The sequence below is a fragment of the Marinobacter sp. S6332 genome (genome assembly GCF_023016045.1).
In the GTDB taxonomy this organism is placed as follows: domain Bacteria; phylum Pseudomonadota; class Gammaproteobacteria; order Pseudomonadales; family Oleiphilaceae; genus Marinobacter.
Genome location: NZ_JALKAP010000001.1, coordinates 11,711 through 28,569, shown reverse-complemented (window position 1 = coordinate 28,569; position 16,859 = coordinate 11,711). Strand labels below are relative to the sequence as shown.

Here is a 16,859-nt window from a genome sequence, read left to right as displayed (position 1 = left end):
TAGAAGGCATAATCCGGGTTTGAACCTAAACATTTCCCAAGAGGATGTCGGCTGCATTTTCGGCAATCATCATGGTGGGTGCGTTGGTGTTACCGGCAACCAAACTGGGCATTATCGAGGCATCGACAACTCTTAGCCCTTCAATCCCTCTGACTTTTAATTCCGGATCAACGACTGAATCCGGATCCGCGCCCATACGACAAGTGCCAACGGGGTGGTAAATAGTCTCTGCATTTTCCCGGATAAAGTCCGCAATCTGACTGTCCGAAGACACCGAGTTTCCGGGCTTAATTTCTCGTTTACTATGTAAAGCCATTGTTGGTGCCCCGAGTATCCGTCGTCCAAATTTAACGGCCGAGATCATTGTTTTGATGTCTTCGGGGTTACTGAGATAATTGGGTTGAATCAACGGGTCGGCCAATGGGTCAGGGCTTTTGAGACCAATAAAACCGCGGCTTCTGGGCATTAGATCGCAAATATGCAAGGTGTACCCATACCCGGCCATCACTTTTCGTCCATGATCCTTCAGGTAAGTTGGCAAAAAGTGGAATTGCACATTTGGCCGTTCGCACGAGCGCTCGGATTTAACAAAGCCTCCGGACTCGGCAACATTACTGGTAAGAAATCCACGTCGCGCAAAGATATATGAGAATAATGCGCTCACGCCCCGAAACAGGAAACTGGGAGCAACGCCAATGGGCAAACGTGAGTTTGCCGCGTGCATGATCGTAATATCCAAATGATCAACCAGATTCTGGCCGACCTCAGGAAGATGATGCACAAGGGGGATCCCGTGTTTTCCAAGCTCTTCGCTATCACCGATTCCCGAAAGCATAAGTAGTTGTGGTGAATTAACCGCACCACCAGACAATATGACTTCACCGCCGTTATTGAGTCTAAGCTGGCGATATTCGCCCCCCTGGTTCAGTGTCACGCCGACTGCCCGCTTACCGTCCATTACCACCCGGGTTACCCGCGCGTCCGTTAGCACATCAAGATTAGGCCGGTTCTCCGCGACACGCAGAAATGCCTGCGCTGAACTCCAACGGCGACCATTTTTTTGTGTCACCTGGTAGAGTCCCAATCCCTCTTGCGTCTCTCCATTAAAGTCCGTGTTTATCGGGAGCTCTACATGAGGTGCCGCTCGAACAAAATCTCGACTCAACGGATTGACTGATTTGAGTTCACTTACGGTGAGCTCACCGCCCTCCCCATGGTAAGAATCTGCGCCAAAACGTTTATTATCTTCCAGTCGACGAAACAATTTTAAAGCGCGATCCCATCCCCAGAGGTCGGTCCCGGCAACTTGACCCCAGTGGTCATAATCGGCTTTGTGACCTCTGATATAGACCATGGCGTTGATAGAAGAGGACCCGCCAAGTGTTTTCCCACGAGGCCAAAACAGGCGGCGCTCCTTCAGATGTTCTTGAGGTTCGGTTTCAAGAGCCCAATTCAGCTTTTTACTATTGGAAAGGAGTGCTATACCTATAGGCATATGTATGAGTGGATTTTTATCCTTTGGGCCCGCTTCTAGCAACGCTACTCGCTTTGAAGAGTCCGCCGTAAGCCGATTGGCCAATACACAGCCCGCCGATCCCGCACCGACAATAATGTAATCGTACATAATAACTCTCTTATTATTTGATTATACTCAGCCCAGAATACGAACAGCAGCCTCTATAAGACGCCGGACCCAGGCTGTATAGGGTGGAAAAAGAAGATGCATAAGAGAATGTTTATCCTCCATCAACGCCTTTTCATGCGAAAAAGCGCGGAAACCGTATTCACCGTGTGCCGCCCCTATCCCGGAATTATTAACTCCACCAAACGGCAGGCCCGGATGTAGAAAATGCACAACTGTAAGGTTGACTCCTACAGCGCCGGAGCTCGTTCGCTCGATAATATCCGTGGCAAAAGCCTCGTTTTTGTCGAATATGTAAAGCGCAAGCGGTTTAGGGTTATCGTTGATTTTCTTGATAACCAGATCAATATCGTCGAATTCAATAACGGGTAAGATCGGGCCGAATAACTCCTCACGTGAAATATCCATGTCGCTCGATACATTTGAAATCAACGTCGGAGCAATAAAATTCTCTTCAGCATCTGTAACACCGCCTTCAAAGACTCTTGCACCTTTGTTTTTGGCATCATCTATCAGGTTTGAAACTCGCTGGAAATGACGTCGATTTACAATCCGGCAATAGTCGGCGGTCGATTTCTGGGCTTCTGGTGTTTTTCCATAGACTCGCCCAATTTCCGTTTTAAGTGCTTCATTGAATTGATCTGCGATATTAACGTGCACAAAAACATGATCTGGGGCGATACAGGTCTGTCCATTATTGGCAAACTTACCCCAGACAATGTTTCTCGCAGCCCTCTTTATGTTGGCATCTGGGCCAACAATGGTCGGGGACTTACCCCCCAATTCCAGTGTCACTGAGGAAAGGTTCTTGGCGGCAGCCTCCATGACCACCTTGCCTACCGCAGGACTGCCCGTGAAGAATATGTGGTCGAAGGGTAAGGCCAACAGTTTCTGCGCTACCGCGGCATCACCCTCAATCACGGAAACCAGATCGGGAGGGAAGGTTTCGGCGACAATGTTGGCAATCACCTTTGAGGTATGTGGTGTCATTTCCGAGGGTTTAATGATGGCTCCGTTCCCTGCAGCCAACGCTGAGACGAGAGGTCCGAGCGCAAGATTGAGCGGATAATTCCACGGTGCAATAATCAGGCACACTCCCTTTGGTTCTGGCCGAACATAAGATTTCGTGCCCAGAACACCAACGGATGCAGCCACTCGCTTCGGACGCATCCATTTACGCAAGTGTTTTTTAGTGTGTCGAATTTCCTGAAGCACCGGCAGGAGTTCAGTTAATTTGACTTCTGGAGCGGGTTTTCGAAAGTCCGCCGCGCAAGCCGCAATGATGTTTGATTCGTAGCGTTTAATTGAATCCCGCAGCTGGTCGAGCTGCGCTATTCGAGCCTCCAAGGTAAAACTTCCGCGACGCGCAAGTTGTGCCCGCTGTAGGGCCGCGAACGTTGAATCAATCGTATCGCTGGTTGACACATTGGGCAGCCCAACCTTCGCCAGACTAGCAATCTGCATTATAAAATCACCTCTTGCCGAACGAGACTGTTGTTATTTTCCATCGGATTACTAGTCTTCATAGAGGACATAGTCCTCTTTTGTGGCACCACAGTCCGGACAGCACCAATCGTCTGGAATATCTTCAAAACGAGTGCCGGCAGGGAAGCCTTCGGCTTCATCTCCGAGAGCTTCATCGTAGATATGGCCGCAAGTGATGCAGACCCACTTCCGATAGGTATCTTTTTGAGTCGAGTCTTTCGGCGATTTTGAAGAGTTAGGCTTGGGTTTCGCTTTGGGCTTTGTTTTATTTTTAGCTGAAGGAGTAGATGCGCCCGTTGCTTTCTGCGATGCTCCCTCGGTCTTAGCTTGGCTGGCAGGGCGGACCGCTGTATTGGTTGCGGACACCGAAAGTTCCGGGTTCGCTTCTTGAAGCGCAACGAAGTCAACCTTATCCCTGACGGCACAGTCTGGACAGGACCAGTCTTCAGGAATTTTTTCCCATGTCGTTCCTGCAGGAAAGCCTTCGTGCGGATCACCAACCACTTCGTCGTATACATAACCACAATCAGGGCATTGATACTTAGCCATTTAGAGCACCTTTCAAACGATATTATTGTCTTTGTTTTGGTAGCGCCCGACGCGCACCCTCTTTCAGGTGCACGTCAGAGGCTCTTTTTCTGCAACGTAAATAAAGTAAACGAGGTATATAAGTTCCGATTAGCCGATCATTTAGCCGCGGCGGTATCGACTGATTCAGAATCAGTCCCACCAAATTTACGCTCATAGAATTCACGCTTGCCGGGTTGAATCTGAATCTTATCGAGATCTCCTTTAGCCCAATCCAGCACCCGGTGGTCCATTATCGAACGAAACCATGAGGGAAACATTGCGGCCAGGAACATCCCGGGATATCCCGATGGTAAGGAAGGCAGGTCTTTGAAGTCGCGAAGCGATTGATAGGACCTTGTAGGATGGGCGTGATGGTCGGAATGTCGTTGCAAATGAAACAGAATCAGGTTCGACATAATATGGTTTGAGTTCCATGAGTGGTGCGGTTGTTGACGCTCATAACGTCCATCCGACATCTTCTCGCGCAGCAATCCGTAATGCTCAATGTAGTTGGCGCTGGTCAGCTGCCACCAGCCAAAGGCCATTTGAATGGGCAAAAAGATCAGCATTAAGGGACCAAAAAACGCCAGCAATCCCGCATAAAGCACAGCGGTCAAAATCATAGGCTGAAGAACTTCGTTCTCCAGGCTCCAGACACTTTTTCCACAACGACTGAGGCGCTGTTCCTCTAAATCCCATGCCCGCTTGAAAGCACCGGGAATTTCACGCAGTGAGAATGAGTAAATGGACTCACCCATGCGGGATGTCGCCGGGTCCATCGGCGTAGCCACATCACGGTGATGCCCCTTATTGTGCTCAATGAAGAAATGACCATATCCGACCACGGCGAGGACAAGCTTCGCCATCCAACGGTCAAACGTTTCTTTTTTATGGCCAAGTTCGTGGCCTGTGTTCAGAGCCAGACCATTCACGATTCCCAGGGAAAGGGCCAATGCCAGAAACTCGAAAACATTCATTGGTTGCGTGGATACCCACCAGGCACTGACAATCAAGGCCGCATAATGAATAGGAACAGTTAAGTAGGTCAGTACCCGGTAGTAACGATCCTGTTCAAGCCGAGGCACGGCCGACTCGGGGGGGTTGGAAAAATCCTCTCCAAACATGGCATCAATCAAGGGAACTGCGCCATACCAAAGGATCAACACCAATCCGTACCAAATGCTCCATCCAGTTTGGGATACCAAATAAAGGCCAATAAGAGGCGTCGCTGGCCACAGCACAGAAAGGACCCACAGGTGGCGTTTTCTGTCCACATAACCTTCGGCATCAGGGTCTCTCTGAAGAGACTCTGTTGTTAAGACATTTTCTGACATTGACATTAGGATCACCTTATTGTTTTTCAGCTTGATCATTTTTCTACATTGTGCGAACACCGAGTCCCTCAGGTGAACGGACAAGTTGTAGGCATGAACAGGTTTGGCCAGAACCGGAGATCAAACAACTACTCTAAGGGGTAGTTTTCGCACTAGACATCTATCAATATGCTTTCACCCCATAGCGCCCTCGCGTTTCGGGGAGACGAAGCAGGAGATCGGATTGTCATGACCCGCCATAGCTTGGAAGACTGGTGTCGGAGGATGTCTGAAAGGATGTGGGCTCGTCAGTGTTTCATTACTCAAGGGTGTTTAGACCGCTATTGCCTGAGCGCTTCTGCTACGCCTGAATCAAAGGTAGTTCTGTATCGGGCCCCGCCAGGCTATGGAAAATCTGTACAAGTGGCCTTGGCAGCAAACACTCGCGAACTGGAACTTGAGAGCGCCGTTTATATCAATACCCGGTCGTGCCCTGACTCATGTGACGTTAATGGCAGTTTGTTTGCAGCGTTAGTTTTATATCAACTCGAAGGAGTTGAATCCTGGCGCACGATAAAAAGTGACATCGACACCATCGAAGTTCTTCGAAACGCACTGTGTAATGCAAAAAAGACGATAAGAATTTGCCTTGATGGGGTTGGCGAGGCTAAACATACCGCGGATTTGATTGAGGATTTAATCTGTGAAACACCGAGCAATGTGAAATTTTTCATTGCACCGAGTCGCGTCGGGGCGTTGCCACGTTTGTCTATGATGGCGGGTGTTGTAACGTATGGTGCTGATGAACTTGTATTTACAGAAGAGGAGGTTAGTGAATTATCGGGTATGGGTGGCCCCGAAGCCAGCAACATCATAAAAGCGACCGGTGGATGGCCAGCACTTGTCAGGCTTATGTGCCGAACCCCAAACCCAAATCTCCCCGCAGCGACTTGGCCGGAAACTCGCTCGTATTTCAGGGACAACCTCTTAACTGCGTTACCCAATAGTACGAGGACCTTTCTTTGCAATGCAGCGATGCTCGAAGTAATCAGCGCTGAATGCTATGGCTATGTCTATAAGACAGAAGAGGCCGACCGGGAAATTACGTTTCTTAACGAACATTATGCTCTTTTAGCTCCCACCGGGACTTCTGCTGATCGTATGGATATGCACCCTGTGCTGCGAGAGTATTTGCGTAGTTTATTTAACACCACCCAACGAGAACGTCGCTCGTATGTACTGAAACGGGTCGCGTTCTGGCATTGGCGTAGGGGAGAGTACCTCCATTCAATCAATGCAGCTCTGGAAGCCAGTGACCATCGATGGGCTCGCGTCGTAAGTGACAGCATTATCCTGGACGTGGCACTCAGACAGGGTGAAATCGAAGTACTTCGTACCTGGTTTGGAAAAGTACCGGCTCGTACGATAAAAAAAATCGCTGCCTTGAGCATAGGTTACGCGTGGATTTTGTATTTCAGCCAACAAGCTCGTCAAGCAGAGGAAATACTGGTTAGTTCGCTTCATCCGAGCTCCAGGGGGGTGGGCGATCTTGATGAGGAAGGATGGCGGGAATTGGTTAATGCGATAGGCAAAGCTACACAGGATAAATTACTGGAGAGTCAGGTTCTCTGTCAAAAATGGATAGACGCCTTTGGCGACCGTAACATGGTTGGCAAAGGCGCAGCACTTACTTGCCAGGCATTCATTGCCTCCAGTGGACGCCATTTTGAAGAGTTGGAGCGATTGTCCCATCGAGCGGCTGTGGCCATCCAGTCATCCAATCAACATTACGCTTTTATTTGGCTTAAAACTGCAGAAATTCAGGGTGAACTGTTCAAGGGGGACATCGCCCGAGCAAGGAGTGTGTTGCTTCAAGCGAATAAAACAGCAGAAAAGATTCAGGTGCCAAAAACTTTTTTAAATAAAATGTTTGGCACCCTTGAGTTACAAATCCTGCACGAACAGAACCATCACCTGGTTACCCAGGAATCTGCACAGGCTTCGTTCGATTTCGCTTTGAACTATGGCGTTACAGATATTCTGTGGGGGTGTACACAGGCCTACAGCCGTTTTCTGTACCACCAAGGGTTCCGAGATAGAGCCATGGCCTTGTTGGAACAATCCCGCTTAGCCTCCTGCGAGCGAGAGCTCTCTCGTCTAAATATCCTGACTAAAGTTCAGTTAGCTGAGTTTACTCTCCTGAACAACGAGGAATTGGGTCCACCTATACTCCCCGATGAATGTGAGCTGACGTTCCTGCCAAATCAAAACCAGGCCATTCAAGCACGTATGGCCCTGGTAACCTCAATGTATAGACTACGGCTTGGGAAACAGTTTGGTGTCGCCGAAAAATATGCCAAACAAGCACTACAAAGCGCCAGCGCAATTTCAGACGCTAGAACCAGGATCGCCGCCCACTATTGTCAGGCCCTGGCAGCGTTTGCCCTCGGTTCATCAAAATCGGCGAAGCGCATGATTCTTGATGCAAACCTACTTTCGGAACATTTGAACTGTCACTTCACACGGCTCTGGATCAAAGAAGCGCTACTTTCTCTTAGCCCCCTTGCTCAGGATCTTTTTAACGATCTGCCAGACGACTCTGAAGCTAAAGCTACGAAGGATCCCGATGTCAGAATAGAAGACTCCAGCGTGCCACCTGTGCCCGGCAATGCCCACTCAACTATCACGATAAAGCAGATTTCTCTGTTGAAATGCGTAAGCAACGGAATGACCAACAGAGAGATCGCTGAACGGCTTCTTGTGACGGAGGATACCGTCAAATGGCATATGAAGAAGATTTTCAGCGAACTTAAAGTAACCAACCGGGTTCAGGCAGTCACTGAAGCTCGACTGCGCGGACTTTTATAGTGCTACAAAAACAAAAGAGGAATCGAGCGAATATGCAAAAAATAGTTATCATTGGCGCTGGAATAGCCAGCCTGACCGCCGCAGAGGCTCTCCGCCAGAATGGATTCGACGGAACGATTACCATTTTGGGCGAGGAAAACACGCTGCCTTACCAGCGTCCCCCGTTGTCCAAAGCCTATTTGACCTCAGATGAGTTGCCCTCGCCAACTCCGATCCGTTCTCCTAATTTCTTTCGGGACAACAAAGTTGAATTTGAACAAGGCGGTAAAGTAATAGCGCTTGAACGATCGGCAAAGCAAGTAGTGATTCAAGGCGGCAGGAAAATTAAATACGACACGCTGATTTTGGCAACAGGAGCGAGGCCACGTCCTATTGATTTACCTGGTGAGAGCGCAAAAAATGTTTTCTATCTCAGGAATCTTGACCACTCCACCGCATTACGTAATGCCCTGTTAGCCCCGGAATGCGAGAAGGTGGCCATTCTCGGCGCGGGTGTTATCGGGCTTGAAGTCGCCTCCGCTGCCAATCTACAGGGAAAACAAGTCTCTGTGTTTGAGGCCAACAGCCGAGCGATGTGTCGAGTAGCGTCACCATTAACAAGTAATTTTGTCAGAAACCGCATGGCCTCCGCCGGCGTAATGTTCTACTTCAATGCTAGCGTCAACCAGATTCTCACTGAGGGAGACCGAGTTTCCGGTATCCGTTTGTCCGACGGCACTACCAAACCCGCAGACGTCGTTGTTATCGGTATAGGAGCCATCCCCAATGCCGAACTTGCGCAAGACGCAAACCTGGATTGCGACGGTGGTATTATAGTAGACAGCGGCATGCGTAGCTCCGACCCTGACATATTTGCGATCGGAGATTGCGCTAAAGCCGTCAACGTTTCCACCAATACACCCATCCGAATAGAAACTATTCACAATGCCATGCTTCAAGCACAAATTGCGGCGGCTCATATTTGTGGTAAACCGTCTCCGCCTGCCTCTCCTCCTCGTTTTTGGTCAGATCTCAACGGCATGAAAGTCCAGTGTATTGGAATCGCCACTGGATACGACCGAATTCAGCGGCGTCCCACAGAGAGTGACAATGCCTGTGAATTCTGGCTCTTTTCCGGAGACCGGATGATCGCAACTGAAACAGTCAATCTTCCCACCCGGCAAGCCAAGCTATCTAAAGCTCTCTCCGGGTAAGTGTAAGAAAGATGGGATCCCCCTCTGTCAAGGTAGTTGGAACCCCACCCGATGTTAGACTTTCTAAATGAAGTGGGGCGAGACAGAGGTTTTCATGAAGTATTCACCGGAGCGCCGCGAAGCTATTCTGCGCAAGTTACTGCCACCGAATAATTCGCTTTCACCTTGGTGCCATCCAGAGCGATCCGGCCTAGCTTCACCAGACTCATTTCCCACGCCAGCAGCAGAACCTGGACAAACAGAGCCTCAACCTGAGGAAGGAAACGACGGCGGAAGGTGACAATCGTGTCATCATCCGGATGCGTGTTGGCCGCCAGATAACGGAACGCAATCGAGTCGTGGGTGGCGCGTTCAATCTTGCGGCTGGAGAAGACACCGGTCGCGTATCCATAAATCAACAAGCTGAGCAATACGGCAGGATGATGAGCCCGCGAACCGCGCCCCGTATATTGCTGGGTGAGCTTAGACAGATCGAGTTGATCAACCACTTCAACGACAAACCGGGCCAGGTGATCCTCAGGCAACCAATCCTGAATGGAAGGAGGAAGCAGAAAGTCAGTGTCCCGATCAGCGAGTACAAAATGTCCCATCATTGAAGTCCGGTTGCGGCCCATGGTGTAAGGATTATCTCATTTCGATGCGGCTTGATTAAGTCCGACAGGCTGCTAGAGCGGGTATAACCAGTGGCGGGAGGAAGGGGCCGCTTGAAATATATAGATGTCTAATGTTAAGACTGTAAGCCTAGTTCACCCGATTCTGGCCAACCAACCATGAGATTCGCCCATGAAAATCGTTAGAGTTCAGGACATCATTGGTACCGAGCGTGAAGTCAGCGACAAGCAGTGGACCAGCCGCCGTCTGCTGCTCAAGAAGGACGGAATGGGATTCTCCTTCCACGAAACCATCATCAAGGCAGGCTCCGAGCACACTTTCTGGTACAAGCACCACCTATAAGCCGTTTACTGCGTTGCGGGTAACGGGCGCATCAAGGACCTCGCCACGGGTGAAGTTCACGAGATTACCGACGGTACCCTCTACGCCCTGGACAACCACGACAAGCACATCCTGTACGGTGGCAGCGAGGACATGCGCCTGATCTGCGCCTTCAACCCGCCGGTGACCGGCCAGGAAGTCCATGACGAGGACGGCGCTTACCTGCCGGACACCAGCGATAGCTGATCCGCCCTGATATGGCGGCTGACCTGGCCGCTGGCACTGCCACCAGCGCGCCTGCTGCCGGTGGCAGTGCTTTGGCTGGCACGGTTATCCGGCCTCTGCCAGGGCACTGGTACATAATGAGACGGGCTATGACCACAACATGGCTGCGGCTAGCATGTGAAGGCGCTATCGGAAGCACACAAGTGAGGTAAACAGAGTTTCCACAGAGGTCGATACCACCACAATAGAGGAGGGGTCCATACACGTCCAATAATTTCATATTGTGACATGGGCCCGTGCAAGCTGCTGTAAAGCGCGTTTTCAAAAATGAAGGGATCTCAACGGCGGAAGTAACCACCTAGAGATTAGTGGCAAAGGATCGTTAAGACCAATTATGGTTTTGCGCCCCGACTGAATGTTCGCTTTGCGACCTCAGCATGCTTAAGCTCCCGGAATCTCGGCGACAAAAAAGGTCCGCTTTTTATCAAGAACAGTCAGTCTGAAAAGGTCCCGCTTCTATCAAAAAAACGGACGTAGCCTCGATTTCAATTGAGGGCTCTGCCCTCTCGCCGCAAGCGGCGATTCGCCCGAGGTATTTAAGGACCAGCGATTTTATCGCCGGATTCTGGCGCACGGCGCTCTTTCCGATACCGATAGCGTTGGCGACTTCGCCACGGTTTAGCTGGCCCCGAAAGACGATTTGCTTTAAATCGTCCTCGGTTTTCGTAGCGGCCCAACGCTGAAAGGCAACAAGGTTTTCGCGAGCTTTTTCTTGTCCGTTAGCCATTCTCGATACTCAACGCTTTTTCAAGGGCATCCACAAAACCGTTTCTGAGGACAACCTTGCCGTTTTGGTCCTTGATGCTGCCGCGTTCTGTTTTAGTCCAGCCCTTTAATTTAAGGGACTCCTCAGAGATGGCGTCTCTCAATGCATCAATCTCGTGACTCAACAGGCTCGGTAACCTCGATTCAGATTTGTCTTCAGCACCCGCTCGGTAGTCAATTTCCAATTTCTTGATCGATGCAAACCTTTTATTTTCGGCCCTCAATTTACGGACCTTCGAAATCAGGTCGAGTATGAGGAAGCGGTGAGTTTTATTGCTTACCTCATCAACCCAATCGTACTCGCCCGAGGGCGTGGTCTGTGCTTTGATCGCTTTCTTTTTCTGGTCTCCAAGCGCCTGCCAAGCCTCAATGACCGCTCTATAATGTTCTCCGGTTTTGTTTCGGATGGTCTGCTCGCTAGGAGCGCCACGACTGGCTCCTAGCTTCGCAATCGTTGAGATTCTGAAATCAACCGAGCCTGACTCATGATGTTCCTTGCAAACGGCGTGAAGGGCCTCCAGGGACTTCCTGGAACGAGAATTTTTCAGTTGGCCCAGTATGGCCTCGTAGACTTCGTTCGGTTCACTCATTGCAACTCTCGATTTCTAGCGGGAATTTCAAAGACCCGTTCATGGCTGACTCGATCTCTTGGCGCACATCACCTAGCTGTAGTGGTTCGGCGAGATCTTCCAAGGTGATTTGCCCATTGATCAACTGGTCAGCGACGTGCCAGTTATTCTGTGTCACTTGCATAATCAGCCGGACGACCTGATTGGCAGCTTCGAGCTGCTGATCCTCGGTCAACCGAAATATCGCGGGTGCAATCCCATTGGTGTCCGCCAATTTGTCGAGCATCTGACTGAGCAGGGGGCGTGCCCTGGAGGCACTGGCGCTCTCGTAAATTTCAGCGTTGGCACAGACCTCAGCGAGCAACCGAAACTCGCTGCTTTGCTCCTCCAAATGCATCTCCATTTCCACGTAATTGTCGCTGACGATCAGTTGGTGCTGGCCTGTCTCGGAGGTCTTCAGCAGTTCGGTAGATTGAGAAATCAGGCGGTATAAGTGCTGGAGATCCGTGAGAAGCATGTCGAGCTTTTTGGCTTTTTCCTCATACGCCGAGGTGATCTTTTTCAGCGTTCGCTCTTTACCAAAAACCTGTCCCGAAGACTCGGTATCGTACCGCTCGTCATCGAGCGTCTGCCTTTTTTCTTCGAGTTCGTGGTATTCATTGCGGGCGACATTGATTTCCAGAATGATTTCGTTGGCAATAGCCGACAAACCGCCCAGAAACGCCGGGCCGGTAATGAAGAAGCGGCATTGGGGACAATTTCGAGTCCCAAGGTAGCCATTGGGCACCGGCGCGTACTGTGCTTCAACCTTTCGCTCAACCAGCGCCATGCCACCTTGGTCACACTTGTTGCCGCTCATGGGGCAGATTCCGAAACTCATAAGTTGGAAGGCTCCAGAGGGCCAACTAGGTGTCAGACACTGATCCATGATGCTTCGGTCTGTGGCGATTAATTCCGGACGCGCCTCTTCGATTTTCTTCTGGAGGATGAGGTCTTCGTAACGATAGTGACTCTGCTCAAGTGCCCGTTTTTCAGCCGCCGCCATCTCCAGCCGCATTTTGCTGGCTCCTACCTTTGTGTAGTAAATCGTCATCACCAGCGAGGAATGACCAACCAGCTTTGAAATCACGGCTATGGGCGCTCTGCCGTCGACAATGTAGGCAGTGATAAGGCTGACGCGGAGAGCGTGAGGGGTAAATTGGCTCTTGTAATCCACGCTGTTCTTATTTTCGATTTTCTCAGCGAAGTCCTCACCGGGCCTCTGACTATGAAACAACAGAGCAGGCAGCGTTCGTGTAAACGCGGTTGTCGTAAATATGGGCGACACCTTCTCATCACAGGTAATTGACGCCGGATCGCGAAAAAGGAACGCTTGTTTACCACGCCGTTTGAGGATGTCTTTGTTGGTCTTTTGCTTCAGCTTGATTTGCGTCCACGGTGTGAGTGCTTCGATAGGATTGTATTTGGACTGCCACTCCCGAAGCTGGATAACCCAATACGCCAGGTCTTCCGGCATAAAGGGAACTTCGTAGCCGCCAAGCTTCTTTCCGGTTTTGTTCGTCGTGATGTAGGCACTCAACTCACCGTCATCGTTCCCTTTCCGAATAAAGCCTTGGTTTCGCTTTCGGGTTGCAATCGGGTTTAAATTCTTGATCCAGTGGACCTTCCCATCACGCCATACCGGAAGGAATTCATCCCCCTCTCCGCTATCGAGCCAAAGGATCTGTTGACTGCGCAATGGAATGGACAGCAACGTGTAGAGAGCAACAATTTTCACGGGCGACCATAACTCGTACACCTCTTCAGAATAGCGCTTGCGACCTCGCTTCCGTTCTTTTGTCACTACTCGACAAACGCAGTTTGGGTCGTTCTCATCGATTAACTGAGGATCAACCTCGAACCAGCAGTCTTCGAGGAAGGGATGCAATTGATATAGATCGCGAAACGACGTCGCCTCTAGCGGAACAAGATGCTGCTTGGCTCGTAAAATGGCATCCATGGGTAATGCGGGCTTGTTTGATTCACTGCGCCTGTAGCTGGGCAACTGGTCTAACAAGCCCTTGAGAACGGTTCTCAGAGGATTGCGGTAGCCGGGCAGAACTATCAACTCACCGTTATCGTCCTCGTCAGAGCAATAAGTCTCCAAAATCCACTCGAAAAAAGCGGAACAGGCGTTATGCCTTGATTTTTTTACAGTATCTGCGGTGGCATTTATAAAGTTTTCGTACGCTCGCTCATTAAACGGGATATCCCTTGACAGCATGGCTCCCGGATCGTCAACCAAGCCCAACTTGTCGACGTAAAATCTAAGGAATGCTCTCAAATGTGAGTATTTGTTGGATTGGCCTGTACCAGCCTCTACATAACACTGAATGGCTTTCCAAAACTCGGGGTATTTGCTGGTCAGTTCTCGATTAATGGCGTTTTCGTTGCCCAGGAAGTGAGGCCAACTTATCCAATCTTCGGCATAAAATTGGTTTGGGGTCGATACCAGCTTCGGGTCTTTTTCGTAGCCCCTGAAGTATTCCGCCCCTGATTTAAACCCCAAGCGTTGAGCGGCTTCGGACGCCTCGGCGACAGTGGCGTACCTCTTCACGGGGCGCTCAATGCCAAGGTAGCTGTACCAATCATCCCAATCTTCGGCATAAAAGTCGTTGGGAGATACTGTCAGCTTCGGGTCTTTTTTGTAGTCCTTCTGGTATTCCTTGATTGATTTGAATTCCAGGCGCCGAGCGGCTTCGGACGCCTCGGCGAGGGTCGCGTACTTTTCTCTGGGGCGCTCATTGCCAAGAAAACTGTACCAATCAGCCCAATGTTTGCCATAGATTTCGTCGGGATGGGATGGCAGCTTCGGGTCTTGTTTGTAGCCCTCTTTGTATTCTGTGGACGTTTTGAATCCCAAGCGCTGAGCGGCTTCGGACGCCTCGGCGAGCGTCGCGTACTTGCCGTCGGGGCGTTCAGTGCCAAGGAAGCTGTACCAGTTACTCCAATCTTGGGCATAGAATTGATCGGGAGAAGCTGGCAGCTTCGGGTCTTTTTGGTAGTCCTCTAAGTATTCCGTCTGTGTTTTGACCCCCAAGCGTTGAGCGGCTTCGGACGCCTCGGCGACAGTGGCGTACTTCTCACTGGGGCGTTCAGTGCCAAGGAAGCTATACCAATCATCCCAATCTTCGGCATAGAAAACTGCGGGTTGTGATGGCAGCTTCGGGTCTTTTTGGTAGTCCTCAAAGTATTCCGTCTGTGTTTTGAACCCCAGGCGCTGAGCGGCTTCGGACGCCTCGGCAAGCGCCGCGTACCTCTCGGGGCGCTCAACGCCAAGGAAGCTATACCAATCATCCCAATCTCCGGCATAACTTCGGTGGGGATTCGATGGCAGCTTCAGGTCTTTTTGATAGTCATCAAAGTATTCGGTGCGTGTTTTGAAGCCCAATCGCTGAGCGGCTTCGGACGCCTCGGCGAGCGTCACGTACTTTTCTATGGGGCGCGCATTGCGAAGGAAGTTGGGCCAATCAGCCCAATCTTCGGCATAGTGTTTGTCGGGAGCTGCTGGCAGCTTCGGGTCTTTTTTGTAGCCCTTGTTGTATTCATCTCTTATTTTGAATCCCAAGCGTTGAGCGGCCTCGGACGCCTCGGCGACAGTGGCGTACTTCTCACCGGGGCGCTCAGTGCCAAGGAAGCTATACCAATCACCCCAATCTCCGGCATAGAATTGGTCGGGATTTGCTGGCAGCTTCGAATCGTTTCGGTAGCTCTTCTTGTATTCCGGCTGCGTTTTGAATCCCAAGCGCTGAGCGGCTTCTGAGGCTTCGGCGAGCGTGGCGTACTTAGTTGTCATGAATGAGTTCTTTCTTGATTGGAGAAATTAAGCCGTGCTCGGGCGACAATCTGCTCAAATGCGCCCGCATCTGCTTATCAGTGAGTTCGGTGTAGACCTGCTGACTTTCTATCGATTTATGGTGTAGGGCGTTTTTAATGATCAGAGAATCAGCGTTTGCATCAGCCAGAGCTTGCCCATACGAGTGTCGGTGGGCGTGCGCTGTCGTTCCCGCTTCTTTTGAAAACGGTAAACCAATTCTTTCAACGGCTCTTTTAAGCGATTGGTTATAACCTTTGATTGAGTGCGGAGCGCCTGATTGCGTCGTGAATGCAAACGGATGTTTACCGCCATCGGGGTATCGCTGGTAGGTCAGGTAAAGCCGCCAAAGGTCGTTAAAGGTTTCACCAGCACTTCTTGGAAACCACCAAACCTGAAGAAAGTGGCGACTTTCATTGTCCTCTTTGGGCGCTTTCCAACCTGCATGCAGCGTATGGGATTTCGAATATTCAAATCGCGGTTGCATCCCATACTTGTTGAGCAACTCTTCGCGCCTGCTGGGGCCGTTTGGACGGGGCCGCCCTTTATCGGGATGAAAAATTTTGACCAGTGCGGTTCCGTCCTCCCACGGCACGACATCTTCTACCCAAAGGTGAAAGCACTCGCTGAGCCTGAGTCCGCCGTAATGCATCAGCATGGTAATGAGCACATTCTTCAGGTCCAGGCGCTCATGAACTACGTCGCTCGTTTCAAAGCCATATCGCGTAAGGCCACTCCACAAGAGGTCGTCAATTCGTCCAGGAGGAAAGCTTTTCTTACCCTCATTGCCGTTAGAACGCGACACCCTCCTGGGCATAACCTTCCGGAAATAAGCAGGGGCTGGTTTGTTAGCCCAAAGGTGGGAAAGAAAAGCCCGCCGTTTCTTTTGGTAGAAGGCTGCGAGGCCCATCCACTCCTCGTAACGAGTAGGTTTCACCGTTGGGTTTATCTGAAGCTTTTTCTCTTCATACTGCTCAGAGAGCCAGTCTGTGTATTGTGTTATGAGGCTGATTAGAAAGTTCGCGTCCTTATCCTCGCGTGGTTTCCACCGCAGCCAACTCGGATCGCTACCGTCCTCGCCAATCGTTCCGGTGTAGAGGCTGTTTGAAAACTCCTGAAACAGTTGGTGAGGAGTTTCAAAGCAGTCTTTATTCTGATTCGTGTAATCGATGAGGAGTCGAACCGCAAACGCGCTCCTGTCTTTCCAGCTCCGAGACTTGTATCGATGAACGATCAAATAATCCAAATAACTTTTCAGCAAACCATCTTGGGTGACGATCACCGGAAGACTTATCTTCGTCCCCGTGTTGTCTACTTTGATATTTGCCTCTATGCAGACGCTGTTCAGCACGCAATTTCCAATTGGTAAAATAGTATGTTCTT

The 16,859-nt window shown here is 50.5% G+C and carries 10 protein-coding genes and 3 pseudogenes; 3 read left to right on the top strand and 10 right to left on the bottom strand.

Annotated elements, in window-relative coordinates; translation table 11 throughout:
• Window positions 1–25: 25 nt before the first annotated feature.
• From MWU62_RS00135 to MWU62_RS00115, 5 genes and pseudogenes are all read right to left on the bottom strand, one after another.
• Entirely contained in the window at window positions 26–1,624 is a 1,599-nt protein-coding gene (locus MWU62_RS00135; protein ID WP_091642703.1) for a choline dehydrogenase, read from the bottom strand.
• 27 nt (window positions 1,625–1,651) lie between these two features.
• On the bottom strand, window positions 1,652–3,106 hold the full coding sequence (locus MWU62_RS00130; protein WP_011783983.1) for an aldehyde dehydrogenase family protein: 1,455 nt from the start codon (window positions 3,104–3,106) through the stop codon (window positions 1,652–1,654).
• Between the two features lie 51 nt (window positions 3,107–3,157).
• The gene (locus MWU62_RS18965) at window positions 3,158–3,493 is read right to left on the bottom strand and encodes a rubredoxin (protein ID WP_345799565.1); all 336 of its coding nucleotides are present in this window, start codon (window positions 3,491–3,493) and stop codon (window positions 3,158–3,160) included.
• 33 nt (window positions 3,494–3,526) lie between these two features.
• Window positions 3,527–3,676, bottom strand: a pseudogene (locus MWU62_RS00120) (rubredoxin); the annotation flags it as partial.
• Window positions 3,677–3,813: 137 nt separating this feature from the next.
• Window positions 3,814–5,031, bottom strand: a complete 1,218-nt coding sequence (locus MWU62_RS00115; RefSeq protein ID WP_053115583.1) for an alkane 1-monooxygenase — start codon at window positions 5,029–5,031, stop codon at window positions 3,814–3,816.
• A 228-nt stretch (window positions 5,032–5,259) separates the two neighbouring features.
• Between MWU62_RS00115 and MWU62_RS00110 the strand changes: the two genes are divergently transcribed.
• Both MWU62_RS00110 and MWU62_RS00105 read left to right on the top strand, forming a co-directional pair.
• Window positions 5,260–7,878: a LuxR C-terminal-related transcriptional regulator gene (locus tag MWU62_RS00110; RefSeq protein ID WP_104270339.1), complete on the top strand. Its 2,619-nt coding sequence runs from the start codon at window positions 5,260–5,262 to the stop codon at window positions 7,876–7,878.
• A 32-nt stretch (window positions 7,879–7,910) separates the two neighbouring features.
• Complete coding sequence (locus MWU62_RS00105; RefSeq protein WP_011783987.1) at window positions 7,911–9,071, top strand: FAD-dependent oxidoreductase; 1,161 nt, start codon at window positions 7,911–7,913, stop codon at window positions 9,069–9,071.
• Between the two features lie 146 nt (window positions 9,072–9,217).
• On the opposite strand, the pseudogene MWU62_RS00100 reads toward MWU62_RS00105, so the two are convergent.
• Window positions 9,218–9,661: pseudogene (locus tag MWU62_RS00100) on the bottom strand (transposase); the annotation flags it as partial.
• A gap of 193 nt (window positions 9,662–9,854) precedes the next feature.
• Here MWU62_RS00100 and MWU62_RS00095 point away from each other — a divergent pair.
• Window positions 9,855–10,250, top strand: a pseudogene (locus tag MWU62_RS00095) (ectoine synthase).
• 463 nt (window positions 10,251–10,713) lie between these two features.
• On the opposite strand, the gene MWU62_RS00090 reads toward MWU62_RS00095, so the two are convergent.
• Genes MWU62_RS00090 through gmtY form a run of 4 tightly spaced genes read right to left on the bottom strand, consistent with a single transcriptional unit; the run spans window position 10,714 to window position 16,827 of the window.
• Window positions 10,714–11,016: a hypothetical protein gene (locus tag MWU62_RS00090; RefSeq protein WP_247112863.1), complete on the bottom strand. Its 303-nt coding sequence runs from the start codon at window positions 11,014–11,016 to the stop codon at window positions 10,714–10,716.
• On the bottom strand, window positions 11,009–11,644 hold the full coding sequence (gene gmtX / locus MWU62_RS00085) for a gamma-mobile-trio protein GmtX (RefSeq protein WP_092033911.1): 636 nt from the start codon (window positions 11,642–11,644) through the stop codon (window positions 11,009–11,011). Before gmtX ends, MWU62_RS00090 begins: the two co-directional genes overlap by 8 nt.
• Entirely contained in the window at window positions 11,637–15,458 is a 3,822-nt protein-coding gene (locus MWU62_RS00080) for a VPA1269 family protein (RefSeq protein WP_247112862.1), read from the bottom strand. Before MWU62_RS00080 ends, gmtX begins: the two co-directional genes overlap by 8 nt.
• Complete coding sequence (gene gmtY, locus MWU62_RS00075; protein ID WP_247112861.1) at window positions 15,448–16,827, bottom strand: gamma-mobile-trio recombinase GmtY; 1,380 nt, start codon at window positions 16,825–16,827, stop codon at window positions 15,448–15,450. Before gmtY ends, MWU62_RS00080 begins: the two co-directional genes overlap by 11 nt.
• Window positions 16,828–16,859 lie beyond the last annotated feature (32 nt).